The organism is Streptomyces sp. NPDC043870, assembly GCF_056435785.1.
On sequence record NZ_JBWKDT010000020.1, the window covers coordinates 35,062 to 60,905 of the forward strand.

The following is a 25,844-nucleotide window of genomic DNA, read 5'->3' on the forward strand; positions in this document are numbered from 1 at the left end:
AGGGGGCGGGCCGCGGCTTCCGGCGGTCCGTCGACGAGCCCCTGGGGGAGTATTTTTCGTCGGGGACTTAAGAACGGTGACTGTCTCTTGCCCCAGTTGTAGGGTCCAGTTGCCGGTGCGGTAATGGGTTGGCGCCTGAACCAGTATTTCGCGGCGGAATCACCGGCAAACAGGAAGGAAGACGTTCGGTGAATGCCCTCTCCACGTTGGCGGAGCAGGTCGGGCGCATCCGCGCAATGGACCCGTACACACTGGACCTTGTCGGGCGTGAGGCACTGACGGTGCCCGGAAGCCTGGCGACGGAGTACGGCGAGTATCAGAGCGGCGGCTGGAAAACGCTGTCTCTCTACAACGACAGCGGCGATCCGACGGACGCCACGATCCGGGACTGCGAGGCCAAGGAGACCACGCTCCTGGAGGAGATGCCGGCCACCCGGGAACTGCTCCGGTCGTTCGGCCTGAGCTACATGTGGGTCCGGATAGCCCGCCTGCAGCCCAACTCCTTCCTGTGGGAGCACAAGGACTACAACGAGCTCTCCGAGGAAAAGCACCACCGACTGCACATCCCGCTGCAGACGAACTGCTCCAGTGCCCTGGTCATCGGCGGAGCGCGGGTCCACATGGCGTACGGCGCCATGTGGTGGCTCATGCCGACGCATGCGCACGGCGCGTGCAATCTCACCGGCCCGGACCGTCTTCACATCATCATGGACTGCTACGGCGACGAGGCCTTCGACGAACTGACGGCGGACATGGGCCTCCACGGCGCGGCCGTCGACCTGCTGCCCGAGCCGTCCAAGAAGGAACTCGCCGACCATCTCGACCGGGCCGTCATGCTGGCCGGGATGGGATACCACGCCGCCGCAGAGCACTCGCTGTTGCGGCTCTTCTACCGCTATTCCATGCCGGACGGGACGGTCTACGACCTCATCGTCAGTACGTACCAGCGCCTCGGCGACGAGGAGCGGGCCGACGCCTGGGCGGCGAAGAAGAACGTCATGCTCTGCCTCGACTGAACCGCCCCGACCATCCCTGCCCCGAGTCCCGCCATCGCGAGGAGCCACCATGCCCGCATCACTCGTCATGGACCTGGCCGAGGCCGGCCGATCCGCACTTGTCGCGCTGCTGGACCACGTCGTGGACAAGGTGGGCGGGAGCCCGTCGGTGTGCCGCGTGCACGCCGCCCTGCCCACGGCCGAGGAGGCCGGGGGCGGCGAACTGTTCCTGGTGGCCGAGGTGCGCGGCGACCGGCTCGGCGACTTCTGGAACGTACTGGACACGCTGATGCAGAGCCAGGTCGGTACGGTCCTGCCGGGCTGGTGCGACCTGTCGGCGCCGCACGCCCTCGAAGCCGTACACCTCGTCGCGCACTCCGGCCGGCTGACACGGCTGCGCATCCGTGCCGTCGCGGCCGGCACCCCGGCAGCGCAGCCACCGGACGGCGCGAGGACCGTCCTGGACCGTACGGACTCCACGGACACGGACTCAACGGACACGGACTCGACGGGCATCAGCACCGCTTCGGTGCCGCAACAGAACCCCGTTCCCGCCCTGCTGGAGGCGGAACGCCGGCGCGACCGGGTTCCGGTCGAACTGCTCACTGAAGCGCTGGTGCGGCTGCACATGGCCCATGACCACGCGCACGCGGGCCGGTTCCTCCAGGCGCACGGCGACTTCACGCTCGTCTGCGTGGCGCTGCGCGAACTGCTGCGCAGCTCGATCGTCGCCGGCGCCGGAGCGCCACCCGCCAAGAGCGCCTACGCCGCGGGGTGGGCCGGTTTCGACGAGATTCTCGGGCTGACGCCGATCGGCCGCCGCTGCCTCGGGGAGCTGCGCGCCCTGATGGTCGACGGCCCGCCCGCCGGCGCCCCCGAACTGGCCCGTGCCGTCGACCGCGTCCTGCTGCTGGCCGGGGAAGCCGCACCCGCCGCCGTGGCCGAACTGGCGTGGCCGGTCGACTCGTTCCGCCGCTACCTGCACATCGACTGAAGCCGGAGGTCCTCGACAGTGAACGCCGGATTCGGCAGACGGACCTTCATTCGTACCTCGGCGGGAACGGGCCTGGCTGCCGTGTCCGGTGCCGCCTGGGCGACGGGAGCGTCGGGCGCCTGGGCGGCCGCGGGCCGGGAAGCGGCCGACGACCCGTACGAACGCGCGGTACGGGACGCCCGCATGGAATGGGCGCGGCTGCCGGAGGACCGGCACGCCGCACCGTACCTGGGCAATGGCCGACTGGCCGCGCAGCTCGTCGCCGCACCGGGCGGACGCGGGGTGCGCCTTCTCCTCGGCGGACCCGGCACGCGCCCCACCGACCCGTTCCCCGGCCAACTGGACATGGTTCCGCTCGGTACGCCCACCGGCCTGGCCTGCGTACTGGACCTGTGGAACGCCGAGCTGACCGGACGGCTCACCACCACCAGGGGCAGTGTCGCTTTCACGGCGATGGTGGACCGGTACAGTCCGGCTCTCCTCCTCCGCACGACCGCGGAAGGAGGCGAAGAGGTCTCCTTCACCAGCCCGTCGCCGGGCAGCCGGGCGCGGCCCCTAACCTGGGTACGTCAGGGCGGCGGCGCCCACCAGCTGCTCGCCGCCTCGCCCGGGGAAGGTTCCCGGAGCGACGAGGGCGCGCTGCGCGCCCTGCTGACGGACGATCCGGACGGGATGGTCGCCCGGCACCGCGCATGGTGGCAGGCCTTCTACCGGCGCGGCTACGTTTCCCTGCCGGACAGGACCCTCCAGCGGTTCCACTGGATCCAGATGTACACCCTGGCCGCCGTCACCAACGCCGCCCCCGAGCTCCTCGGCCACGCCCCTGTGCTGCTCGGCCCGGCCAACCACCTCGACATCGGCCCGGTCGCCACGGCGCTGGAGCACGGAGCGCACCACAACCACGACCACTTGACCAGTGCCTTGCCCGGAGTGGGGTCGAAGGCCGGACGTACGGAGAACCCGGTGCGCGCCTCGGGCGCGCTCGCGCTGTGGGAGGCCTACCGCTACACGGACGACCGGCGCGTTCTGCGGGACCTCCTGCGGCCCGCGCTGTGCCGGGCGGTGGACTTCTACGCCGGCTTCCTCGTCGAGGGCGTGGACGGACTGCTGCACTTGCCCGTCATGCACTCGCCCGGCCAGGCCGATGTCAGCGACTGCACCTACGACCTCTCCCTCGTGCGGTGGGCGGTGACGACGCTGATCACCGCCACCCGCCGACTCGGCGTGACCGAGCCACGCATGGCCGGCTGGCAGGACATCGCCGCCCGGCTCGCCCCGTATCACCACGACGACACCGGCGTCATGATCGGAGCCGGCGTCCGGGCGAGCCGCTCCCATCCGGTGCCCTCGCATCTGCTGTGGCTGCTGCCCCTGCGCGAGAGGGTGTGGAGCGACCACGGTGACCGCGAGCTGATGCGGCGCAGCTTCGACCACTGGTCGGGCATGCGGGACGCCTGGCACGGCGGGTCCTACGCCCTGGGCGCCTCCATGGCCGCGGCCCTGCGCGACGCGCGACGGGCGCTGGAGATGCTGCACCATCTGACGGGCACGGGCACGGGCACGGGCACGGGAACGGGCACCGGCACGGGGGCGACCGGCGACGACGCACTGTCGCCGAACTCCCTTTACGCCCACGGCACATCACCGTTCACGGCGGCCCCCTTCGAGGCGGGGCAGGCCCTCCTCGAACTCCTCGTCGGTGCCGAGGACGGCCCGGTCGACGTGTTCCCCGCCGTACCCGAGGGCTGGAAGGACGTCCGTGTCGCCGGGCTGCGCGCGCCGGGCGGGTTCGTCGTCGACGCGGCGCGCCACGACGGGCGCACGCAGTGGGTGCGGGTGCGCAGCGAGTCGGGCCGGCCACTCACCCTGCGGCACGGCATCGAGGGTGATGCCGAGGTGTGGGTGAGCCGCCCCGGCGACGAGGCCCCGGGCCGCCGGGCTGCGGTACGCCGGGCCGCCCCGGGTACGGCTCTGCTCCGGCCCGCCAAGGGCGAAACACTGACCGTCGTACGCCGTGGTGCCGACCCGGTCTTCGAGGCGCATGAGGTGCCCGCGACGGGCAGTGGCCGCCGCTGGGGCATGCCCGGCTGACGACGAGGGACGGAACAGCGAGGCGGGGCCGGTGGATGTTCACCGGCCCCGGTCTTTCGCCGTGGGGCGCTGTGCCGCCCCCGCCGGGCTATTCGCTGGCGATCGCCGCCAGCATGTTGGTGTTGGCCGCTCGGCGGGCCGGCCACATCGCCGCCAGCACGGCGGCGACGGCGATCCCGATCAGCGCGAGGCCGATCACGGTGAACGGCATCGTGAAGTCCCACAACCGCTGTCCGAACATGGCGTGCTGCATCACGGCGCCCGCCGGAACACCCACGACGACCCCCAGGAGCGCGCCGAACAAGGAGATCGCGATGCTCTCCGCCCTGATCGTCCGGCGCACCAGGAGCCGTTTGGCGCCCACTGCGCGGATCACACCGATCTCACGGGTGCGTTCCATGACCGACAGCACCAGCGTGTTGACGACACCGAACACCGCGATCACGATCGCCACGCCGAACATGGCGTACATCAGGGTGAAGGCGAACCGCTGCTGGTCGACCCCCTGCTGGACCAGGCCCTCACGGTCGGTCACGGCCACATCGGGGCGGTCGCGGAACGCCGCTTCGATGCTCTCGCGCGCCTTGTCCGGGTCGGCCCCCGAGGCATACAGGAGGGTGATCTGCTTGCGCAGCGCCTGCGGTGCCTGCGCCACGTCCAGGAAGATACTCGCCTGCAACTCCGTGGCGTCGTAGATGCCCACCACGGACTGCGTGACCGACGTCGTGGCGTCCAGCTTCAGCGTGAGCTCGTCGCCCATGCCCAGGTCCAGCATGTCGGCCTGGTTCTGCGAGATGACCACGCCCCGCGTCAGATCGGGGCTGCCCGCAGTGATGTTGGGCGTCAGCACCGTCTTCAGCGCCTCGGGCTCGATCGCGGAGATCCGCCGGACGGTCTCGCCGCCCGCGTAGGACAGACCGACCAGCACATCGCGGCTCGCGGCGACGTGGTCGACGCCCGGCAGCCCACGGACATGGTCCGCCTCCGCCGGCGTGAGGGTCGACTCACCACCGGCGGCCGACTGCAGCACCGTGGTCGTGATCGGCACGTTGGCCCGGGTCGTCGAGGCGATCAGTCCGGAGAAGGACGCGCTGAGTGTGGCGAAGGCACACACCAGCCCCAGGCCGACCGTGATGGCGGTCGCGGTGCCCGCCGTACGCCGCGGATCGCCGGCGGCGCTGCGCAGACCCAGCCGGACGGCCGGCCCACTCCTCACCCCGAGGAACCGGGTGACCGGATGCAGCACCTTCTCGGCGAAGAAAGGAGCGAGCAGAATCATGCCGATGACACCGAGGACCGTGCCCACCAGCGCGATGATGCGCAAGGTGTTAGAGGAGTTCGGGTCCGCCGTGGCGATGACCATCACCGCGGAGACGACCAGGAAAGCGACCCCCAGCAGGTTCCGCCGCCGCTTGGTTTCACGGGGGACGACCGCGTCGGTGCGCAGCGCGGCCACCGGAGGCACGGCGGCGGCGCGCCGCGCCGAGTTGTACGCGGCCAGCACCGTCACCAGGACGGCCACGCCGAAGCCCAGCAGGATCGCGACCGGCCGGACGGTGAACTCGACGTTGTCGTCCGGCCGCAGCACAGTGATCATCAGGGGACCGATCGCGACCCCCGCCAGTGAACCGATCGTGCCGCCGGCCAGGCCCAGCACGGCCGCCTCCACGATGATCCCGGTCCGCACCTGCCGCTTGCGCGCGCCGACGGCGCGCAGCAGCGCGAACTGCCGGGTGCGCTGGCTGACCAGCATCGTGAAGGTGTTGGCGATGACGAACATCCCGACCATCAGCGCGACCGCGGCGAACGGCAGCATCGTCAGCCTCAGGTCCTGCGCCTCGTCCTCGGACTGCGCGGCCGCGGCGTCGGCCAGAGCCTTGCCCGTCGCCACGGGGTAGGTGTCGGGCACGGCGCCGCGTACGGCGTCCGCGAGCGCGGCGGGGGTGGTCCCGGGCGCAGCCGTCAGCTCGACGCGGTGGAAGCGGGGACCGAGGACCTTCGCGGCGGTGGCGTTGTCGTAGGCCACCACCGGAACCGCGTCGGACGCCTCGTCCGAGTCCGCCTCCGCCTGCGGTCCCAGACGGTGGTACGTGAACAGGGCGGTCACCTTGGCCTGGTCCGAACGGCCGCCTGAGAGCAGGACGCGCACAGTGTCGCCCACGGCGAAACCGGCGGTCTCGGCATCGGCCCGGTTGAGCGCGACCTGGCCCGATCCCTTGGGCGCCTCGCCCGCGTCCACCGTGAAGCGCTTGTCGCTGCTCCAGTTCGTACCGGCCCGGTCCAGAACCGTGCTCGCCTTGACCAGCTTGCCGTCGCGTCCGACGATGCCGGCCCGCGCGACGGTCACCCCCTCGGCCCTGGCGACGCCCGGCAGCCCGGCCAGCCGTTCGCGTTCGGCAGCGCCGAGTACCGGATCCTTGCCCGGGCTCTGCACCGCGACGCTGACGTCCTCCCGCGTCTTTCGCAGGGTGAGCGTCGCGGCGATGGAGTCGCTCACCACCCAGCTGCCGACCGTCGCGGTGACACCCAGGGCGATGGCCACGAGCGTCATCACCACACGGCCCTTGTGCGCGAGCAGATCGCGCAGCATGGTCCTCAGCATCAGGCAACGGCCCTTTCGAAGGACTTCATCCGCTCCAGCACGCTGTCCGCGGTCGGTGCGAGGATCTCGTCCACGAGAGCACCGTCCTTGAGGAAGAGCACCCGGTCGGCGAAGGCGGCGGCACTGGGTTCATGGGTCACCATCACCACGGTCTGGCCGAGGTCGTCGACGCTCTGGCGCAGGAACCGGAGCAGCTCCGCGGAGGCGCCGGAGTCCAACGCACCGGTCGGCTCGTCGGCGAACACCACATCCGGCTGGGTGACCAGGGCCCTGGCACAGGCGACGCGCTGCTGCTGGCCGCCGGAGAGCTGGCTGGGCCGGTGGTGCAGCCGGTCCCGGAGGTTCACCGTGGTGATGATCCTGTCCAGCGTCTCCTTGTCGGGCTTGCGCCCGGCGAGGTCGAACGGCAGAAGGATGTTCTCCAGGGCCGTGAGGGTGGGCAGCAGATTGAACGCCTGGAAGACGAACCCCACGCGGTCCCGGCGCAGATCGGTGAGGGCGTCGTCGCTCAGCCCGGTCAGCTCGGTGTCCCCGATCCACACGGTGCCCTCATCGGCCTGGTCCAGGCCCGCGACGCAGTGCATCAGCGTCGACTTCCCGGAGCCGGAAGGGCCCATGATGGCGGTGAACTCCTGGCGCATGAACTGCACATCGACGCCCGCGAGGGCGGTCACCCGGGCGTCGCCGGATCCGTAGTGCTTGCCCAGTCCCGAGGCCCGGACAGCGGCTGTTGTCTGTGTCATGGAAGCGAGTCTGCGAGAACGGGCCCCCGCGCACGTCGCCGGAAAGTCCACCGTCACGCCCCACTTAGGTCACGGACACACCCAACCTTCGTGGGGGGCGCGTACAGACGCACGGCGGACGCCGGCGACCTGGTGGACGAACTACGCTCGGCGTGTGACCCGACGTACGCGGACGACCACCGAACCAGCACTCCGAGCGCGCGTACGGCGATGGCTGGACCGCTGGGGCCTGAGACTGCTGGCGGTCGCGCTCGTCGCCGGCGCATTCTTCCCCATCGACGGCCGGCCGGTCCCCCACGTACAGGCGGAACTGGGCCTCACCCCGCTGCCGGCCCTGATCCTGGCCGTGGTCGTGGCGGCCGGCTCCGCGGCCGCGGTCCTGGTCCTTCCGCGCATGCGTCGGCCGGTCGTCCTGGCCGGATGCGTCTCATGGGTCCTGACCTCCGTCTGGGCCACGCTGTGCGTCGCGTCGTACGTCGTCGGTTCCACCGTGCGCAGACCGCTCCAGCAGATGTCCTACGTGGCGGGCGCCAGTGCGATCACGGTGCTCCCGACGACCACGGGCCTGGCCATCGGGCTGCCGGGGGTCGTCTGGGGAGACATGCTCTCGTCGCTCGGCGGCGCCGGGCTGTTCGTCTGGCTGCCTTTCGCCCTCGGACTGTGGAACAAGGCCCGCCGGGACGTGGTCGAGAGCCTGCACGAGCGGGCGGAGCAACTGGAGCGGGAGCAGACGGCCCGTGCGGAACAGGCGCGCCTGCAGGAACGCGCCCGCATCGCCCGGGACATGCACGACGTGGTCGCCCACCGGGTCTCGCTGATGGTGCTGCACGCCGGGGCCCTGGAGATCAACGCGAAGGACGAGGGGACCGCGGTCGCGGCGGAGCTCATCCGGACCACGGGCCGTGAGGCCCTGGCACAGCTGAGGGATGTCATCGGCGTGCTGAAGGCCTCGGACGGCGGAGGAATCGCACTCGGACCGCAGCCCACGCTGGTGGACCTCGAAAGGCTCCTCAACCAGTCGCGCGCCGCCGGCATGTCCGTCAGCAGACGCGACGAAGGTACGCCGCAGCGGCTGCCCACCCTGCTCGAACACGCCGCATACCGCGTGGTGCAGGAAGCCCTCACGAATGTGCACAAGCACGCCGGGGCGGCCCGCACCGAAGTCCTCGTCCGCTATCACCCCTCCGATCTGGAGATCGCCGTGCGCAACGACGCCCCCGACGGCCTCGTCGAGTCGCTGCCGGGCAGCGGCATGGGTCTCGTCGGGCTGCGAGAACGCGTCGAGCTGCTGGACGGCGAATTCACCGCGGAGCAGAGAGCGGGCGGCGGTTTCTCGGTCCGCGCACGGCTTCCCATTTCCACGCACGTCATGGAGGAACACAAGTGATCCGGGTCCTGGTCGTTGACGACGAAGCGCTGGTACGGGCCGGGTTGCGCATGATCCTGGATCCGGCCGAGGACATCGAGGTGGTCGCCGAGGCGAGCGACGGCAGTCAGGCCGTGACCGCAGTGGCCAAGCACCGCCCGGACGTCGTGCTCATGGACGTACGCATGCCCGGCATGGACGGACTGACCGCGCTCAAGGAGCTGCGCCGATCGCCAGGCGCGCCCAGCGTCATCATGCTGACCACCTTCGACCTCGACGACTACGTGCACACCGCGCTGCGGAGCGGCGCGGCCGGTTTCCTCCTCAAGGACACCTCGCCGCGCGACCTCGCGGGCGCCGTGCGCACGATCGCCGAAGGAAGCGCGATGCTCACGCCCAGGATCACCAAACGGCTGATCGACACATTCGCCGGACTGGAATCGGGCGACTCCGCGAAGGCCCGCGAACGACTGGCGGTACTGACCGACCGCGAAGAGGACGTGGTCCGAGCCGTGGCCCGGGGCCTGTCGAACGCCGAGATCGGCCGTGAACTGGCCATGAGCGAGGGCACGGTGAAGTCCCATGTGAGCCGTGCACTCGCCAAACTGGGGCTCTCGAACCGTGTCCAGGTGGCGCTCCTCGCCCGCGACGCCGGCATGAGCTGAGAAGGGCGATTACGGCGCGGCTGAAACACGGGGCCTGTCCGGCGCGAGTCGGGCAGGCTTCTTCCGTCCCGGCCGACTGCGGGAGCCGGCCCGGCCGATCGTCCCGGCGCAGCCACCACCAAAGTGGGGGCGACCGACATCGTTCGTCCGTAGTGAAGGGAATCGTGCCGACTTACGGTCGAGGCCAGTTCAGTGGTCGCGACCAGTGTGGAGGGGAACCAGGCATGGATGAGTGGTCGAGGGGCTCGGAGGGCACGGAAAGAGCCGACGGCCGTGACACCGTCGGTCTGCTCCCGTTATCTCCGGAGGTCGAGGCCATCGGCCTGACCTCCGCCGAGGTGGCGCAGCGGACCACGCAAGGTCAGGTCAACGACGTACCCGTGCGGTCCAGTCGCAGCATCGGCGAGATCGTACGGGCCAACGTCTGTACGCGCATCAACGCCGTCATCGGTGTGCTGTTCGTGATCATCCTGATCGTCGGGCCCATCCAGGACGCCCTCTTCGGCGGTGTCATCCTCGCCAACACCCTCATCGGCGTCATCCAGGAGGTGCGCGCCAAGCGAACCCTCGACCGGCTCGCCATCGTGGGCGAGGCCCGCCCGACGGTGCGCCGCGACGGAAAGACCGTCGAACTGGCCCCGGCCGGCATCGTCCTCGACGACGTCATCGAACTCGGCCCCGGCGACAAGGCCGTCGTCGACGGCACCCTGGTGGAGGCGGACAACCTCGAAGTCGACGAGTCGCTCCTGACCGGTGAGGCCGACCCCGTGCTCAAACGCCCCGGGGACAAGGTGATGTCGGGGAGCTTCGTCGTGGCCGGCTCCGGTGCGTTCGTCGCCACGCGCGTCGGTCGCGACGCGTACGCCAGCCAACTGGCGGAGGAGGCCCGTCGCTTCACGCTCGTCAACTCCGAGCTGCGCAACGGGATCAACACCATCCTCAAGTTCGTGACCTACGCCATCATCCCCGCCGGCATCGCGCTGATCATCAGTCAGCTGACCGTCGGCAGCGGCGATGTGCCGGAGGCCGTGCGGCGTATGGTCGCCGGGCTCGTGCCCATGGTTCCCGAAGGGCTCGTGCTGCTCACCTCGGTCGCCTTCGCGGTCGGTGTCGTCCGGCTCGGCAAGAAGAAGTGTCTCGTACAGGAACTGCCGGCCATCGAAGGGCTCGCGCGTGTGGACACGGTCTGCCTGGACAAGACCGGGACCCTGACGGAGACGTCCATGGACGTCGACGAAGTGCACCAGATCGAACCAGGCATGCCCGTGGCGGATGTGCTCGGCGCCCTCGGCGCGGTGGACGCCCGGCCCAATGCCAGCATGCGGGCCATCATCGACGCGTATCCCGCCCCCGAGGGGTGGACCGAGCAGGAGAGCGCCCCGTTCTCGGCCGCTCGCCGCTGGAGCGGTGCGACCCTGACCGACCGCGACGGCGACACCTCGACCTGGCTGATCGGAGCCGCCGATGTGCTGCTCCCCCCGGGGCACGCCGTGCTGGTCGCCGTGGACGCCTACGGTGAGCGCGGCCTGCGCGTACTGCTCGTCGCGCGCTGTTCGCTCCCGCTGAGCGAGGCGCTCGACACGCCGGAGAGGGTCACGGGCGCGGCGGCCCCGGTCGCCCTCGTGGTCATCAAGCAGCGCACGCGCCCGGAAGCCCCGGCCACTCTCCGGTACTTCGCCGAGCAGGGCGTGGACGCCAAGGTGATCTCGGGTGACAACGCGCTCTCGGTGGGGGCCGTGGCCCGTGGGCTCGGATTGCCCGGCAGCGACCGTCACATCGACGCGCGCAGGCTGCCCGAGGACCCCGATGGGCTGGCCGACGCCGTCGAGAGTAACGCCATATTCGGCCGGGTCGGACCTCAGCGCAAACGCGACATGGTCGCCGCCCTGAAGTCCCGTGGCCACACGGTGGCGATGACGGGAGACGGCGTGAACGACGTGCTCGCGCTCAAGGACGCCGATGTCGCCGTCTCCATGGGAACGGGAAGTCCGGCCGCCCGCTCGGTCGCCCAGATCGTGCTCCTCGACAACAACTTCTCGTCCCTGCCGTCGGTGGTGGCCGAGGGACGGCGCGTCATCGGCAACATCGAGCGGGTCGCCAACTTGTTCCTCACCAAGACCATGTACTCCGTGCTGCTGGCCGTCGTCGTCGTCCTCGCCAACGTCCCCTACCCGTTCCTGCCACGGCACCTCACGCTGATCGGCTCGCTCACCATCGGCATTCCGGCCTTCTTCCTGGCCCTCGCTCCCAACACCGAGCGGGCCCGGCCCCACTTCGTACGGCGGGTGCTCAGGTTCGCCGTTCCGTGCGGCCTCGTGGCCGCCACGGCCACCATGGGCTCGTACACGATCGCGCGTTCCGTGTACGGGGGGAACCTTGAGGCGGAGACGTCGGCGGCGACGCTCACCCTGTTCCTCGTGGGACTGTGGGCCCTTTCCATCATCGCCCGTCCCTACACCTGGTGGCGCGTGCTGCTCGTGCTGGCGATGGCGCTGTCCTTCGCGGTGGTCCTCGTCGTGCCGTTCCTCCAGCGTTTCTTCCAGCTGGAGCTGGTGGGGACGACCGCTCCGTGGGCCGCGGCGGGAATGGCCGTCGCGGCCGGTGTGCTGCTCGAAGGCGTCTGGAGGGTCGCGCGCCACCGGACGGCGAACGGGACGGAGCGGGACTGACGCCGGAGCTCGGCCCCCGGGAGCAGCCGGCGGCCCGTCTGCCCGGTACCGAGCAGCGCTCGGTACCGGGCATCGAGGCCCTGGGCGCCTCCCCCGACATCCGGACGCCGAGGAACCCCTCGAAGGAGGGGCTGCGGCGCCCCGCTACGCGCCGTGGTGCGTCCTGGTGTTCCGCGGTCAGGCCGAGGCTGACACGGCCGTGGCGGAGCGCAGGAATTCCAGGGAGCGGCGGGCGACCTCCGGGGCTTCCAGGGACGCACCTTGGATCTCGACCGAGACCATGCCGCGGTGCCCGGCCGCGGCGAGGGCCGCGAGCACGGGTGGGAAGTCGATCTCCCCCGCGCCGAATTCGAGGTGCTCGTGGACGCCGCGCCGCATGTCCTCGATCTGCACGTGGACCAGGTGGGGGGCGGCCAGCCGCACGCAGTCGAGCAGGGGGATCTTCTCCACGCAGTGTGCGTGCCCGATGTCCAGTGTCAGGCCGAACCGTGTGTGGCCGCCGAGCCTGCGGCGCAACTCCAGGTAGCGGTCGACGACATCGATGAACATGTACGGCTCGGGCTCGAAGCCAAGGGATACACCGTAGTCGTCAGCGGTCTTCAGGACAGCCTCGCACCCGGCGGTGAGGCGATCCCAGGAGACCGGCTCGGGCACTCCGTCGGGGGCGGGGCCGCTGCACAGATGCACGGCCGGTGATCCCAGCTCGGCGGCGATGCGCACCGCGCGGCGCAGCAGGTCGATCCGCTGCCGGGCGGCGTCCGGATCGGACATCAGGCTGGGGACGTGCTTGCTCCACGGATCCAGAAGGTAAGGGGAGCCGGTCTCCACCACCACCGACAGACCCAACCGGTCGAGGCGCTGCCCGAGGCCCGCCACCTGCCGGGGAAGGTCCTCCGCGAAAGGGTCGAGGTGGCCGTGGTCCAGGGTGAGAGCCACACCCTCGTAGCCGAGGTCGGCAAGGACGGTCAGGACGTCCCCCAGACGGTGGTTGGTGAACCCGTTGGTCCCGAATCCGAAGCGGAACGGCGCCAGGGCTGCGGCAGTCATGTGACGGAGACCTTTCGCGAGGGCTTTCGGGGCAGCGGGTGCGCGGCGGCCGGCACAGCGGCGGCGCCGGATGCGCCGCTCCCGGCGGTGAGCGCAGGATGGAGGGGGATCGGCCCGGAGGCCCCGGCGCCCACCGGAGACCGGCGATGCAATGTCTCTACCGTGGGGGCTTGTCGACTGACATGCCGTCACTCTACCTACGCGGGACGACGTTTCGGCGTGCCTTCGCTTCCGTCACTGCTGCCTCATGAGTGCGCTCAGAGCGCAGGCGTGGGAAAGTTCCGAGCGCTTCCGGGGGCTCAGCGAGCCGGCGCTCCACACGCGGCCGCGGCGGTCACCGTGGCCACCGGGGTCGCACCGGCCGCGCCACCGGACCGGGCAGACACCCGTCGTCACTCCCGCGCACCGCCGCCGCCCCGTGGAAGACCCGCGGCACCCGGTAGCGCTCGCCGTCATGGCGTTCCACCAGGTGGACCTGGACGAGTTCGTCCAGAAGCCGGGCCGCGGTCCGTTCCGGGACGTCCAGGACTGCGGCCGCATCCGCCGGGCCCATCGGTGCGCCGGCGCTCCGTGCCAGTGTCTCGTGGAGGCGGGCGGCCGCGTCGGTCAGACCGCGCAGGGACCAGGACACCGCCGTACGCAGATCCGTACCGTCCTCGCCGAGGCGGAACATGCTCAGCGGCTCGCACTCACCGCGGAGCTCCGCCACCATCCGGGCCAGGGGCACCCCGGGCCGCAGTCCCGCTGCTCGCCGCGGTGGCGATGAGTGCGCTCAGCCGGAGTTGACGGTGATGTCCCCGTTGCTCGTGGTCAGGTCGACTTGGTACTCACCGGCCGGGTCGTCGTCCACATGGATGTTCTTGTCGCCGTTGTTGCTGTTCACCGTCACCTTGTAGCGCGCGCTCGGCACCGTCACGTCGATCTCGCCGTTGGACGTCTCCGCGCGGATGTCCTGCGGCCTCGCCGGGTTGAGGGTGATCCCTCCGTTGGACGTCCTGGCCCGGATGCCCGTGCCCTGCAGCCCGGTTCCGGTGATCCGGCCGTTGCTGGTCTCCACATCGACCGGACCGGCCACACCGTCCAGCTCGATACGCCCGGAGCTGGTGGCCACCTCCACCTTGCCCACCTGGGTCAGACTGACCGCGCCGGACGAGGTCCGGCCCGACACCGGGAGTCCCGCCGGCAGCTCGACCGTGTAGTTCACCGAGCAGTCCTCGCCGCAGCCGCCGAGCACCAGGACACCGTTCTCGACCCGGTGGGTCGCCCCTTCCGGCTTGTCACCCCTGTAGTCGACGGAACGGTGCAGGGACACCATGCCGGCGTTCTTCGCGCCGCGCAGGGTGACGCCGCCGGAACTGCTGTCCAGCCGCACGGAGGTGATCTTCTCCGTCACCTTTGCGTCGTCCTCGAACGTGGAACCGCCCACCAGGCCGCACGCGCTGAGTCCCATCACACCGATGCCGGCCACCGCGACGACCCCGAGGAGCCGGAGCTGCTGGCGCATGAGATTTCCCCGATTCTGTAGTGCCGGCTGCCACCCGGCCCGCCGAAGTCCGGCCTCGATGAAGTTATCCGCACGCGCCGCGGGCCGGACATGGGGGAAACCCCCGGGTGCCGCTATGGGCTCCCCCCGATCGTGGCGCGTGAGATCCCACCTGGTCGGCCTTGAGAACCGGTCCGTCGGAGACGACGGCCCGCGGCGACCGCCACCGCCCTGCGGCGACCGCCGCTGTCAGTCGCGGACGCGGGCGATGAGCAGGGCCACGTCGTCGCACCAGGTGTCGCCCCGTAGTGCGTCGAGAAGCCGGTCGCAGGTCTCCTCCAGTCCGGCGGGCGGATCCGAAAGCAGGGTGAGCAGCACATTCAGGCGGGTGTCGATGTCGTCGGTCCGGGTCTCCACCAGCCCGTCGGTGTAGAGCACGAGCGTGTCGCCGGGGGAGAGGGCGATGGTGAGGGAACGGAAGGGGACGCCGCCGACGCCGAGCGGGACCCCGCTGGGCAGGTCGAGCAGTAGCGGCGGGCGGCCCGAGCGCAGCAGCACCGGGGGCAGATGACCGGCCGTGGAAATGGTGCACTGCCCCTGGTGGGGGTCGTAGAGCACATAGAGACACGTGGCGATGTAGGGCTCCAGCCCGCCCGTGATCACATCGAGATGGTGCAGCACCCGCTCGGGGTCGAGGCCGAGCGAGGTCAGGGTCTGGGTGGCGGTGCGCAGTCGCCCCATCGCCGTGGCGGCGTTGATGCCGCTGCCCATGACATCGCCCACCACCAGCGCCGTCTTGTCGCCGCTCAGCGGGAGGACGTCGAACCAGTCGCCGCCGACCTCGCTGACGGCCCCGGCCGGCTGGTAGCGGGAGGCGACTTCCAGGCCTGCCAGATACGGCGGATGCCGGGGCAGCAGGCTGCGCTGGAGGGCGAGGGCGGCGTTGCGCTGCTGCTGGTACCAGCGGGCGTTGTCGATGCACACCGCGGCCCGGGCCGCCAGTTCGGTGGCGAGCAGGACATCGTCGGAGTCGAAGGGCAGAGGATTGCGGGAACGCTTGAGATCCAGCACGCCGAGCACCTCACCGCGGGCGGTCAACGGCACGGCCAGATAGGAATGCACACCGGCCTCGGCCAGCAGCACGGCCGAGTCGGCGTCGCGCGCGATGCCCGGCAGTTCCGCCTCGGTCACCTGGGACACGATGACCGGCTCCCCGGTCTGCACACACTGGGCGACCAGCCGGTCGGCGTCGTAGTGGGCGAGTTCGCCGGGAGGGTCGGCGGCCCGGACCGCGGGAGTGGGATAGGCCGCGGCGACGGCGAGGGCGCGGAAGACCGCCGGGCCGCCCGCCGGCACCGTTTCGCGGCGGCCCTCCACGGCGGCGTCCAGCACGTCCACCGCCGCGACGTCGGCGAGCTCGGGCACGGCGACATCGGCCAGTTCCCGGGCGGTCTGCCACAGGTCCAGCGTGGTACCGATACGCACCGAGGCATCGGCCACCAGGGTGAGGCGGTGCCTTGCACGCTCCGCCTCCCGGGACGCCTGGTGCCGGTCCGTGACATCCACGACCGAGGCCGCCAGCCCCAGAATCCGCCCGCTGGGATCCTCCAGCCGGTACAGGGACAGGGACCAGGCCCGCTCGGTGTTCCGGGCGGACGGGTGGCCGAGCACCCGGCGGTCCACCAGCGGCGTTCCCGTCTCCAGGACCCGGCGCATGGCGGCCTCGATCCTGTCGGCGTCCACGAACGGCAGGGTCTCGCCCACGCGCCGGCCCACATGCCGTGACGCCGGGATGCCGCTGACTCGCTCCAGCGCCGGGTTGACGGTGATGAAGCGCAGACCGGAGTCCAGGACGGCGAGGCCGATCGGGGACTGGTCCACGAGCCGCACGGACAGCGCCAGGTCCCGCTCCACCTGGCGCAGCGTCGCCTGGTCGGTGGCCAGGCCGAGGGCGTAGTAGCCGCCGTGCTCGTCCTGCAGCCGCATGTTGCGCATCTCCAGCAGCCGCATGCCGCCGTCCTTGTGCCGGACGGGGAAAACCCCCGCCCAGCTCTGGCCGCTCTCCATCACGTCGGCGAACAGCTGGAGCACGAGGTCGTAGTGCTCCTCGGCGACCAGCAGCCGGACCGCGTAATGGCCCAGCGCCTCCTCGGGGGCATATCCCAGCAGCTCCTCGGCCTGCCGGCTCCACAGCGCGATCCGCCCGTCCGCGTCGAGCACCACGGCCGCCATGCCGAGCACGTCGAGCAGCCCGCCCGGCGGAGCGGGTCCGAGCTCCGCGTTCGGCACCAGGTCACCGGAGAACGCTTCGGTGCCACCCATCCGCAGCCGCTCCTCCCGCCGCCGTGACGGCGTACGCGTCCAGGCCACGCCCACACTGCCGGAACCTGGGCGCTCTCCATCGTCCCTCCGCCCCCAGATCCGCGCAGCTCCTGCCCCGCAATCCGCGCACTTCCCGCCCCGCATCCGCACGACCCGGCCGGCGGTGCCGGCACGCACGCTCAGCCCGGCAGGCGCCCGACGGCGGGGAAGGGCAGCTCCTGCTCGGTCCAGACGGTCTTGCCTCCGCGCGCGTGCCGCGTGCCCCAGCGCGCCGTCAGCTGGGCCACGAGCAGCAGTCCCCGGCCGCCCTCGTCGGTGCTGCGCGCGCGGCGCAGATGGGGGGAGGTGCTACTGGGATCGGAAACCTCGCAGATCAGCCGGTGCAGGTTGATGAGCCGCAGGGTCACGGGCCCGCCGGCGTAGCGGTAGGCGTTGGTGACGAGCTCACTCACGATCAGCTCCGTCGTGAAGATCATCTCGTCCAGTCCCCACTCGGTGAGCTGCCGTTCGATCAGCCCCCTGGCACGGGCCGGTGCGGTGGGCTCCGCGGGCAGCTCCCAGGTCGCGACCTGCTCCGGCGCCAGAGTCCGGGTCCGGGCCAGGAGCAGGGCGACGTCGTCGGTGGGCCGGACCGGCAGCAGCGCGTCGACCACGTCCTGCGAGGCCTCCTCCAGCGACCGGGCCGGTCCCGCGAGCGCCGCACAGAGCCGTGACAGCCCGGCGTCGACGTCACGGTCGTCGCCCTCGATGAGCCCGTTCGTGTAGAGGGCCATCACGCTGTGCTCGGAGAGCTGCAGCTCCGCGGCTTCGAACGGCAGCCCGCCCAGCCCCAGTGGTGGCCCGGCAGGAAGGTCGGGGAGGCTCGCGTCCCCCTCGGGTGTCACGACCACCGGAGGGGGATGTCCCGCGCGGGCCAGGGAGCAGTGGCAGGACACCGGGTCGTACACGGCGTACAGGCAGGTGGCGCCCACCACCTGGTCGCCGGACGAGCCCTCGTCCCCCGCCTCCTGTTCGCCGGCCAGCCGCGTCACCAGATCGTCGAGGTGCGAGAGCACCTCGTCGGGTTCCAGATCGAGATCGGCCAGCGTATGTACGGCGGTACGCAGCCGGCCCATCGTCGCCGCGGCGTTGATGCCATGGCCGACGACGTCCCCGACGACCAGCGCGACACGGGCACCCGAGAGCGGGATCACGTCGAACCAGTCCCCGCCGACCCCGGCGGCGCCGCCCGCCGGCAGATACCGGTGGGCGACGCGGACCGCCGGATGCCGCGGGAACGAGCGCGGCAGCAGACGGCGTTGCAGCGCCAGCGCGGTGCGGTGCTGCTGCGTGTAGCGGCGGGCATTGTCGATGGAGACCGCGGCACGGGCGGCGAACTCACTCGCCAGGGTGAGATCGTCTTCCTCGAACGGCTCGGGCACCTTGTACCGCCACAGGCAGACGAGCCCCAGCACGAGCCCGCGGGCGGTCAGCGGAACGACCATCAGGGAATGGACGCCCAGCCTGCGCGTCTGTTCCGACCGCACCTGGTCCAGGCCCAGGCCCAGGCCCGCCACGGGGTTCGCAGGATCGAGACGGGCCACCAGAACAGGGCGACGGGTGATCAGACACCGGGCATGCGGCGTGTCCGGAGGGAACGTCCGCAGGGTGCCCACCGGGAACATCACCAGCTCCGGGGCCGGCGCGACCGACTTGAGCGCGGCTCTGCGGAGGGGACCGGCGCCGTCGGGGAGCAGCTCCTCACCCAGGGCGACCGCGTCGAGAAGATCGACCGTCACCACGTCGGCGAGTCCGGGGACCGCGACATCCACCAGCTCCGAGGCGGTCGTCGTCACGTCGAGCGTGGTCCCGATCCGGGCACTCGCCGCGTTGAGCATCGCCAGCCGGCGCCGGGCCCGGTACCGGTCGGTGACGTCCTCGACCAGCTGGGTCACCCCCAGCGTTTGACCGGCGGAATCCTCCATACGGAACGCGGACACGGCGACGTACCGCTCCCGGCCCGGGTCGCTGCGCAGCCGGCACGACTGTTCCGTGAAGATCATCGGCGTGCCGGTCTCCAGCACCTCCCGCAGCCGGCCGTCGATCGTCTCCGCGTCGGCAGGGATCAGGAAGTCCCCGATGCGGTGCCCTCGCGCCTGCTCGCTCGTGATCCGCCCGATGCGGGCGAGCGCACGATTGACCCGCAGGACCGCGAGGCTGGGGTCGTGGATGGCGAGGCCGATCGGCGACCGGCGGAACAGCCCGTCCAGGACCGACCGGTCGATCTCCCACTGGACGACGTCCTGCGCCGGCGCGCCCACCAGGAACCACTCGTCGGCACTGCCGGCCCGGATCACACGGCGGACCCGGACACCGAAACCCGTCCGCCGGCCCTTGCGGTCCCGTACCGGCACGACGCCGAACCAGCCGCCGTGCCTGACACACACCACCACCGCGTCCCGCACGAGATCGCGGTCGTCGGGATCCACCAAAAGGTCCGCGGCAGACCGGCCGAGAACTTCCTCCTCGGTGTACCCCAGGAGCTCGCGCGCGCGTTCGCTCCAGCCCACCACCCAGCCGCGGCCGTCGAGCACGAGAGACGCGGCGCTGCCCAACGAGAACGGGTCCGCCGGGCTCTCACTCATCAGGGACACGGATCCGGTCATCACCTTTCATGCTCCACCGGGTCCGGCCCGTGCGCACGTGCTCGACCGGGTGCGGCTCGTACGTACGTGCTGTCGCCGGGTCGGCTCCGCGGCGGACTCCTCCCGGACGCCGGTTGCCGTCCGTACCCAACGGCGGGTCGCCTGCCGGGCACCGACGGCCCGGGCGGGCACAGCCGCCTGCGCGCGGGGAGCGGATCCCGATCGTAGGGTCGATAGGCGTGCATGTGTCCGGCTGCTCACGAGGGAGTACGGAAATGTCGGAGAGCTGTGCCCCGCAGGCTCCGGTGCTGGAGCCCGCCGCCGCGGAGTTCGCGACGGCGACGGCCAATCCGCCGTTCCTGTTCGACCTGCCTCCCGCCGAGGGCCGCAAGGCCGTCGACGAGGTGCAGTCCGGTGAGATCGCCATGCCGGAGGTGGACGAGGAGTGGGTGACCGTACAGGGCGGTCCCACCGGCACCGTCCGGGTGCGGGTGGTCAGGCCCGTCGGGGCTGCGGGCGCCCTGCCCGTGATCCTCTACATCCACGGCGCCGGCTGGGTGTTCGGCAATGCCCACACCCATGACCGTCTGGTGCGGGAGCTGGCCATGGGCGCCGGGGCTGCCGTGGTGTTCCCCGAGTACGACCTGTCACCCGAGGCCCGCTACCCGGTCGCGATCGAGCAGAACTACGCCGTGGCCCGCTGGATCGTCACGGACGGCGCCGGCCAGGGCCTGGACGGTGCGCGGCTGGCGGTGGCAGGTGACTCGGTCGGCGGCAACATGAGCGTGGCGCTGACCCTCATGGCCAAGGAGCGCGGTGATGTGCCGCTCCTCCAGCAGGTGTTGTTCTACCCGGTCACCGACGCCGCCTTCGACACCGGTTCCTACCGGCAGTTCGCCGAGGGGTACTTCCTGTGCCGCGACGGCATGCAGTGGTTCTGGGACCAGTACACGACGGACGAGGCGCAGCGCGCCGAGATCACCGCGTCCCCGCTGCGCGCCACCACCGAACAGCTCGCCGGGCTGCCGCCGGCCCTGGTCATCACCGCCGAGGCCGACGTCCTGCGCGACGAGGGCGAGGCGTACGCCAACAAGCTCCGCCAGGCCGGCGTGCCGGTGACCGCCACCCGCTACCAGGGCATCATCCACGACTTCGTGATGCTCAACGCCCTGCGCGGCACGAACGCCGCCGAGGGAGCCATCACCCAGGCGGTCACCGTCCTGCGCCGCGCGCTGCACCCCACGGGCTGATCCGGCGACGGTACGGACCGGTCGGCAGCGGACCCCTGACGGGGCCTCGCCCGGCGGGAGTCCTCGGCCCCCTCAACCACGGCATCTCAACCGCGGCATCTCATCCGCGGCATCTCGTCACGGCCCCCGGCACGGGCCACCGCTTCGAGAAGCGAGTTCCTCGAGAACCGGGACCTGCTCGTGTCGCTGTTGGGCCGAATGAGTGAGGGACGCGAAGATGGTCCCATGAGCAGGTACGAGAGGTACGACGTCACCGACGAGCAGTGGGAGGGCCTGGCGCAGGTCGTCCCGCTGCGCGGTCGCAACGAGTGGCCGTCAAGAATCGACCATCGCACGATCCCCCGGGACGCCTTCGCCGACCCGGACGCCGGCGCCGCCGCCGAGCAGCGCCGGATGGTCGTCCTGCGGGTACAGGTCTTCGCGGACGCGCGCGACGTCGCCGAGCACCTCATCGCGCAGGTCCCGGTACTGCTGGACCTCACCAGCGCGGACACCGAAGTCGCCAAGCGCATCCTGGACTTCAGCAGCGGCGTCGTCTTCGGGCTCGGCAGCGGCATGCACCGGGTCGACCGGAACGTCTTCCTGCTCGCACCGGTCGGCACGGAGGTCGAGGGCGTCGCCGCGGCGGCCGTCCCTCATTCGTAGGAAGCACTTTCTGGCGTAACGGTTCGGCGTACGGCGCGCTGCGTAGCGTCTCCCGCATGGAGTTACTCAGCACCCGCCCCACGGTCACCGAACTGCGCCTCTCCGCCTTCGCGTCGCATCGCGCGGGCACCTTCCCCCTCGGCCCGGTGACCCTGTTCGCCGGGCCCAGCGGCAGCGGCAAGTCGAGCGCGCTGCGGGCCTACGAGGCACTGGCCCGGCTCGGCGCGGGCAGCGGGATCGGCGAGGTGTTCCCGGACCCCGCGGGCTGTGTTCCCGAAGGTGCGGAGGGGGACTCCCAGGGCAGACGGGGATTCAGGCTCGGCTGTACGGTCGACGGCCCGGCCGGTCCCGTACAGCTCGATCTCGCCGTCCAGGCCGAGCCGGAACTCCGCATCGTCGGCGAGCGTTTGACCAGCGAAGGGCAGACCCTGCTGAGTACGGCACTGCGCGACCCCGGGCGCACCTGCGTACAGGCCGCCTGGCACACGGCGGGCGCCGCCCGGGTCACCCGCGCCCCGCTGCCCGACGACCGGCTGGGCACGGCACTGCTGCCGCTGCGCGTCGCGGGCAAGACGGACGGACAACGGCGGGTGCTGGCCGCCGCCGAGCAGGTGGTGGTGGCGCTGCGGTCGGTGTTCCCCTGCGATCCGCAGCCCCAGCGGATGCGGGAGCCCGTGCTGCCGGGGGAGGGTCGCCTGCGGCACGGCTGCGACAACCTGGCGGCGGTGCTCCACCGCACCCGCAGCGAGTGCGCCAGACGCCATGCGCGGCTGACCGCTGTGGCCCGGGCGGGCTGCGCGGGACCGGTCGCCGACGTGGGCGTCGAGGAACTCACCGACGGGACGGTGCGCGCGGTCCTCGGCCGGGCCGCGAGCGGACGGGGCACCCCGCTCGGGCGGCTCGGCGACGGCGAACTGCGTTTCCTCGCCCTCGCGCTGGTCCTGCTCACCGGACCCGGTGTGCTGGCCGTGGACCAGGCGGCGGAGGTCCCCGGCGCCCTGCAGTCGCTCACCGTCCTCGCCGACGGCTTCGACCGCTGCCTGGACCGCCGTCAGGCGCGCGAACTGGCCGCACTGGCGGCCTCGATCAGCGCCGGCGGACATCTCCGGCTGGTGGGTGCGGTGAGCGACGGCGAAACCGCGCGCGGGATCGAGGGAGTGACGGTGGTAGACCTGGTGCCGTGACAGAACTGGACGTCAAGGCACTGCAGCGCAGACTGGCCGAGTTCGCGGCGGCCCGGAACTGGGAGCCGTACCACACGCCGAAGAATCTCGCGGTGGCGCTGACCGTCGAGGCGGCGGAACTGGTCGAGATCTTCCAATGGCTGACCCCGGAGGAGTCCGCGCGCGTCATGGACGACCCGGCGAAGGCTCACCGGGTGGCCGACGAGGTCGCCGACGTCCTCGCGTATCTGCTGCAGTTCTGCGAGGTGCTCGGCGTCGACGCGCTCACCGCGCTCTCCGAGAAGATCGACCGGAACGAGCTGCGCTTCCCGCCGGCCGAGAGGCCGTCGGACGGACCGTCACGACCGCATCGTCACTCTACGGAGTGACTGATCTTTCCCCAACCGGCTTCCTGTCCACAGATTTCCGAATTCCCCTGGCTTTTCGTCTGGGGGGCCTTCACTCTGGGTAGTGAGTCAGTGGGCAGAAAGTCGTATGAACGGGGGCGGCATACATGGATGCGGAGCGGCTCATCGCGGTCGGCAGGCGGGCACTGGCGGAGTGCCGCGCCGCGCTGGACGTCGTGGCGGAAGCCTGGCAGGCGCAGGCCCTCGCACAGGCGGTGGGAAGCCACCTGGCGGTCCGCGGCCCACAGGAGCTGAGAGGCGAGGCCCGCGGCCTCAGCGAGGCCGGCGGGCGCAGCGGCGCGATGGTCGATCCTCAGGTACTGCGCACCGGCTGCCTGAGAGCCTCCCAGCTCAGCGAAGTCGCCGACCCGCGAAGGGCGTTGACAGCCCTGAGCACCCTCCTCGGAGAGGTGGGCATGGCGCTCGTCGGCGTCGCATGCGCCACGGACGAGGAAGGCCTGTACTGGCAGTGCATCGAGGCGATCGACGCCGCGGACGAATCGAGCGACCGCGTGCGTGCGATGCTCCGCCGCCTCTCCCTGCGCGACCGCGACCTTGCTCCCGACCGTGACCGTGACCGCGAGCGCGTGCGCGACCCCGGCCGTCCGGACCCGGCGGACTCGGCGACGAGCCCGCCCTGAGCAGCTGCGCGGGGCCTGGCCGCCCCTGGCGCCGCCGGGGCGGTCCGGTCCCGCGAGACCGACGACCAGCGCCCGGGCCCGGCCACCGGCGGGACGACCCGCCCGCCCGGTCGACGGCCGTCCGGCCGTGCCGTGTCCGCGCCGCACCCACAGCGCACCGCGAGGTTGACGCACGAACGACGGTGCAGGATGGATGTATGGATCTTCGAATCTTCACCGAGCCCCAGCAAGGGGCGAGCTACGACACCCTGCTCACCGTCGCCAAAGCCACCGAAGACCTTGGCTTCGACGCGTTCTTCCGGTCGGACCACTATGTGTCCATGGGCTCCGCCGACGGCCTGCCCGGCCCCACCGACGCCTGGATCACCCTGGCCGGGCTGGCCCGGGAGACCAAGCGGATCAGGCTCGGCACGCTCATGACCGCCGGCACCTTCCGGCTCCCCGGCGTGCTCGCCATCCAGGTCGCCCAGGTCGACCAGATGTCGGGCGGCCGCGTCGAGCTCGGCCTCGGCGCGGGCTGGTTCGAGGAGGAGCACAAGGCCTACGGCATCCCGTTCCCGAAGGAGAGGTCCGCCCGGCTGGAGGAGCAGCTGGCCGTCGTGACCGGCCTGTGGGGCACGCCGGCCGGCAGCACGTTCACCTACGACGGGACGTACTACCAACTGGAGGAATCGCCCGCGCTGCCCAAGCCCGCGCAGAAGAAGGTCCCGGTGCTCATCGGCGGGCACGGGGCGATCCGCACTCCCCGGCTGGCCGCCCGGTACGCCGACGAGTTCAACATTCCCTTCGCATCGCTGGAGGACAGCGACCGGCAGTTCAACCGGGTCCGGGCCGCCGCCGAGCAGGCCGGACGCAAGGCCGACGACCTCGTCTACTCCAACGCCCTCGTCGTCTGCGTCGGCAAGAACGACGCGGAGGTCGCCCGCCGGGCCGCCGCCATCGGACGCGACGTCGAGGAGCTGAAGGCCAACGGCCTGGCAGGCTCGCCGGCCGAGGTCGCCGAAAAGATCGGCCGCTACGGCGAGATCGGCTCCTCCCGTATCTATCTGCAGGTCCTCGACCTCGCAGACCTCGACCACCTGGAGCTCATCTCCTCCCAGGTCCAGTCCCAGCTGAACTGACGCACCGGTCCGGCAAGATCCAAAGCCAGGTCCAAAGCCAGGTCCCAGGTCGCGTCCTCGAAGTCCCGGAGCCTCTGTGAAGCCCGCCCGCAGCCTCGCCGCCGCCCTCGCCGAAGGGCCGCTCGTCCTCGACGGCGGCCTCTCCAACCAGCTGGAGGCGCAGGGCTGCGACCTGTCCGACGACCTCTGGTCGGCGCGGCTGCTCGCCGACGGCCCCGACCGGATCGAGGCCGCCCACACCGCGTACGTGCGGGCGGGCGCACAGGTGCTCATCACCTCCAGCTACCAGGCGACGTTCGAAGGCTTCGCCCGGCGCGGCCTGGGCCCCGACGAGGCCGCGGCACTGCTGGCCCGCAGCGTGGAGCTCGCCCGCGCCGCGGCGGAGCACTCGGACCGGGAGGTATGGGTCGCCGCCTCGGTGGGACCGTACGGGGCGATGCTCGCGGACGGCAGCGAGTACCGCGGGCAGTACGGGCTGACCGTGCGTGAGCTGGAGGCCTTCCACCGGCCCGGCATCGAGGCGCTCGCGGCGGCCCGCCCCGACGCGCTCGCCCTGGAGACCGTGCCGGACACCGACGAGGCCGTGGCGCTGCTGCGGGCCGCGGAGGACTGCGGGCTGCCCGTGTGGCTCTCGTACACCATCGCGGGCCAGCGCACCCGGGCCGGCCAGGACCTGACGGCGGCCTTCGCCCTCACCGCGGCCGACGACCAGGTGATCGCCGTCGGCGTCAACTGCTGCGAGCCCGCGGACGCGGACCGCGCCGTGGCGCTCGCGGCCCGCACGACGGGCAAGCCCGTCGTCGTCTACCCGAACAGCGGCGAGCGGTGGGACGCCACGGCGGGGACCTGGCGCGGCGGCGCCACCTTCGACCCGGCCAGGGCGCCCGACTGGACTGCCGCGGGGGCACGGCTGGTGGGCGGATGCTGCCGCGTCGGACCGGACCGCATCGCCGCGCTGTCGGCGGTCCTCACCGGCACTGGCGCATAACGAAAACGCCTGGTCGCAAGGGCGCAGG

The 25,844-nt window shown here is 71.5% G+C and carries 20 protein-coding genes; 13 read left to right on the forward strand and 7 right to left on the reverse strand.

Features of this window, described 5'->3' with window-relative positions; genetic code table 11:
• Window positions 1-188 precede the first annotated feature (188 nt).
• The 3 genes from AC0699_RS23360 to AC0699_RS23370 are packed head-to-tail and all read left to right on the forward strand — an operon-like array spanning window position 189 to window position 4,080.
• Window positions 189-1,016, forward strand: a complete 828-nt coding sequence (locus AC0699_RS23360; protein WP_478663388.1) for an aspartyl/asparaginyl beta-hydroxylase domain-containing protein — start codon at window positions 189-191, stop codon at window positions 1,014-1,016.
• A 49-nt stretch (window positions 1,017-1,065) separates the two neighbouring features.
• Window positions 1,066-1,989 (forward strand): hypothetical protein, encoded by a 924-nt coding sequence (locus AC0699_RS23365; protein ID WP_478663389.1) that lies wholly within the window; start codon window positions 1,066-1,068, stop codon window positions 1,987-1,989.
• An 18-nt stretch (window positions 1,990-2,007) separates the two neighbouring features.
• On the forward strand, window positions 2,008-4,080 hold the full coding sequence (locus AC0699_RS23370; RefSeq protein WP_478663391.1) for a glycosyl hydrolase family 95 catalytic domain-containing protein: 2,073 nt from the start codon (window positions 2,008-2,010) through the stop codon (window positions 4,078-4,080).
• An 88-nt stretch (window positions 4,081-4,168) separates the two neighbouring features.
• On the opposite strand, the gene AC0699_RS23375 is transcribed toward AC0699_RS23370, so the two are convergent.
• Together AC0699_RS23375 and AC0699_RS23380 are read right to left on the reverse strand one after the other, a co-directional pair.
• Window positions 4,169-6,682 carry an ABC transporter permease gene (locus AC0699_RS23375; protein WP_478663393.1) on the reverse strand — a complete coding sequence of 838 codons (2,514 nt, stop codon included), beginning with the start codon at window positions 6,680-6,682 and terminating at the stop codon, window positions 4,169-4,171.
• A complete protein-coding gene (locus tag AC0699_RS23380) occupies window positions 6,682-7,425 on the reverse strand; it encodes an ABC transporter ATP-binding protein (RefSeq protein ID WP_478663395.1) in 744 nt (247 codons plus the stop codon). The genes AC0699_RS23375 and AC0699_RS23380 overlap by 1 nt, the downstream gene beginning before the upstream one ends.
• Window positions 7,426-7,579: 154 nt before the next feature.
• Between AC0699_RS23380 and AC0699_RS23385 the strand changes: the two genes are divergently transcribed.
• The 3 genes from AC0699_RS23385 (at window position 7,580) to AC0699_RS23395 (ending at window position 12,125) form a co-directional block, all read left to right on the forward strand.
• Window positions 7,580-8,812 (forward strand): sensor histidine kinase, encoded by a 1,233-nt coding sequence (locus tag AC0699_RS23385; protein ID WP_478663398.1) that lies wholly within the window; start codon window positions 7,580-7,582, stop codon window positions 8,810-8,812.
• On the forward strand, window positions 8,809-9,456 hold the full coding sequence (locus AC0699_RS23390) for a response regulator (protein ID WP_478663400.1): 648 nt from the start codon (window positions 8,809-8,811) through the stop codon (window positions 9,454-9,456). The genes AC0699_RS23385 and AC0699_RS23390 overlap by 4 nt, the downstream gene beginning before the upstream one ends.
• 224 nt (window positions 9,457-9,680) lie before the next feature.
• On the forward strand, window positions 9,681-12,125 hold the full coding sequence (locus AC0699_RS23395) for an HAD-IC family P-type ATPase (RefSeq protein ID WP_478663402.1): 2,445 nt from the start codon (window positions 9,681-9,683) through the stop codon (window positions 12,123-12,125).
• Window positions 12,126-12,302: 177 nt separating this feature from the next.
• On the opposite strand, the gene AC0699_RS23400 is transcribed toward AC0699_RS23395, so the two are convergent.
• From AC0699_RS23400 to AC0699_RS23420, 5 genes are all read right to left on the reverse strand, one after another.
• Window positions 12,303-13,172, reverse strand: a complete 870-nt coding sequence (locus AC0699_RS23400; protein ID WP_478663404.1) for a sugar phosphate isomerase/epimerase family protein — start codon at window positions 13,170-13,172, stop codon at window positions 12,303-12,305.
• Between the two features lie 334 nt (window positions 13,173-13,506).
• Window positions 13,507-13,884, reverse strand: coding sequence for a hypothetical protein (locus AC0699_RS23405; protein WP_478663407.1), 378 nt, complete (start codon window positions 13,882-13,884; stop codon window positions 13,507-13,509).
• 60 nt (window positions 13,885-13,944) lie between these two features.
• Window positions 13,945-14,676, reverse strand: coding sequence for a DUF4097 family beta strand repeat-containing protein (locus AC0699_RS23410; RefSeq protein WP_478663410.1), 732 nt, complete (start codon window positions 14,674-14,676; stop codon window positions 13,945-13,947).
• Window positions 14,677-14,904: 228 nt separating this feature from the next.
• Window positions 14,905-16,977, reverse strand: coding sequence for a SpoIIE family protein phosphatase (locus AC0699_RS23415; RefSeq protein ID WP_478663412.1), 2,073 nt, complete (start codon window positions 16,975-16,977; stop codon window positions 14,905-14,907).
• A gap of 179 nt (window positions 16,978-17,156) precedes the next feature.
• Window positions 17,157-19,622: a SpoIIE family protein phosphatase gene (locus AC0699_RS23420; protein WP_478663415.1), complete on the reverse strand. Its 2,466-nt coding sequence runs from the start codon at window positions 19,620-19,622 to the stop codon at window positions 17,157-17,159.
• Window positions 19,623-19,876: 254 nt separating this feature from the next.
• On the opposite strand from AC0699_RS23420, the gene AC0699_RS23425 reads away from it, so the two are divergent.
• The 7 genes from AC0699_RS23425 (at window position 19,877) to mmuM (ending at window position 25,816) form a co-directional block, all read left to right on the forward strand.
• Complete coding sequence (locus AC0699_RS23425) at window positions 19,877-20,851, forward strand: alpha/beta hydrolase (RefSeq protein ID WP_478663418.1); 975 nt, start codon at window positions 19,877-19,879, stop codon at window positions 20,849-20,851.
• Between the two features lie 225 nt (window positions 20,852-21,076).
• Window positions 21,077-21,496: a cell division protein SepF gene (locus AC0699_RS23430; RefSeq protein ID WP_478663420.1), complete on the forward strand. Its 420-nt coding sequence runs from the start codon at window positions 21,077-21,079 to the stop codon at window positions 21,494-21,496.
• Window positions 21,497-21,552: 56 nt separating this feature from the next.
• On the forward strand, window positions 21,553-22,680 hold the full coding sequence (locus AC0699_RS23435) for an AAA family ATPase (RefSeq protein WP_478663422.1): 1,128 nt from the start codon (window positions 21,553-21,555) through the stop codon (window positions 22,678-22,680).
• Window positions 22,677-23,048, forward strand: coding sequence for a nucleotide pyrophosphohydrolase (locus AC0699_RS23440; RefSeq protein ID WP_478663425.1), 372 nt, complete (start codon window positions 22,677-22,679; stop codon window positions 23,046-23,048). Before AC0699_RS23435 ends, AC0699_RS23440 begins: the two co-directional genes overlap by 4 nt.
• Before the next feature lie 125 nt (window positions 23,049-23,173).
• Window positions 23,174-23,707, forward strand: a complete 534-nt coding sequence (locus AC0699_RS23445; RefSeq protein WP_478663427.1) for a DUF6099 family protein — start codon at window positions 23,174-23,176, stop codon at window positions 23,705-23,707.
• 197 nt (window positions 23,708-23,904) lie between these two features.
• On the forward strand, window positions 23,905-24,828 hold the full coding sequence (locus AC0699_RS23450) for an LLM class F420-dependent oxidoreductase (protein ID WP_478663429.1): 924 nt from the start codon (window positions 23,905-23,907) through the stop codon (window positions 24,826-24,828).
• Window positions 24,829-24,904: 76 nt separating this feature from the next.
• Window positions 24,905-25,816 (forward strand): homocysteine S-methyltransferase, encoded by a 912-nt coding sequence (mmuM, locus tag AC0699_RS23455; protein WP_478663432.1) that lies wholly within the window; start codon window positions 24,905-24,907, stop codon window positions 25,814-25,816.
• Window positions 25,817-25,844: the final 28 nt, after the last annotated feature.

Bases quoted from the DNA above. Each gene is read 5' to 3' on its own strand.
- AC0699_RS23410 (WP_478663410.1), bottom strand. From the start codon at position 14,676: ATGCGCCAGCAGCTCCGGCTCCTCGGGGTCGTCGCGGTGGCCGGCATC.
- AC0699_RS23375 (WP_478663393.1), bottom strand. From the start codon at position 6,682: ATGCTGAGGACCATGCTGCGCGATCTGCTCGCGCACAAGGGCCGTGTG.
- AC0699_RS23365 (WP_478663389.1), top strand. From the start codon at position 1,066: ATGCCCGCATCACTCGTCATGGACCTGGCCGAGGCCGGCCGATCCGCA.
- AC0699_RS23380 (WP_478663395.1), bottom strand. From the start codon at position 7,425: ATGACACAGACAACAGCCGCTGTCCGGGCCTCGGGACTGGGCAAGCAC.
- AC0699_RS23405 (WP_478663407.1), bottom strand. From the start codon at position 13,884: ATGGTGGCGGAGCTCCGCGGTGAGTGCGAGCCGCTGAGCATGTTCCGC.
- AC0699_RS23395 (WP_478663402.1), top strand. From the start codon at position 9,681: ATGGATGAGTGGTCGAGGGGCTCGGAGGGCACGGAAAGAGCCGACGGC.
- AC0699_RS23425 (WP_478663418.1), top strand. From the start codon at position 19,877: ATGTCGGAGAGCTGTGCCCCGCAGGCTCCGGTGCTGGAGCCCGCCGCC.
- AC0699_RS23435 (WP_478663422.1), top strand. From the start codon at position 21,553: ATGGAGTTACTCAGCACCCGCCCCACGGTCACCGAACTGCGCCTCTCC.
- AC0699_RS23450 (WP_478663429.1), top strand. From the start codon at position 23,905: ATGGATCTTCGAATCTTCACCGAGCCCCAGCAAGGGGCGAGCTACGAC.
- AC0699_RS23415 (WP_478663412.1), bottom strand. From the start codon at position 16,977: ATGGGTGGCACCGAAGCGTTCTCCGGTGACCTGGTGCCGAACGCGGAG.
- AC0699_RS23430 (WP_478663420.1), top strand. From the start codon at position 21,077: ATGAGCAGGTACGAGAGGTACGACGTCACCGACGAGCAGTGGGAGGGC.
- AC0699_RS23400 (WP_478663404.1), bottom strand. From the start codon at position 13,172: ATGACTGCCGCAGCCCTGGCGCCGTTCCGCTTCGGATTCGGGACCAAC.
- AC0699_RS23445 (WP_478663427.1), top strand. From the start codon at position 23,174: ATGGATGCGGAGCGGCTCATCGCGGTCGGCAGGCGGGCACTGGCGGAG.
- AC0699_RS23420 (WP_478663415.1), bottom strand. From the start codon at position 19,622: ATGACCGGATCCGTGTCCCTGATGAGTGAGAGCCCGGCGGACCCGTTC.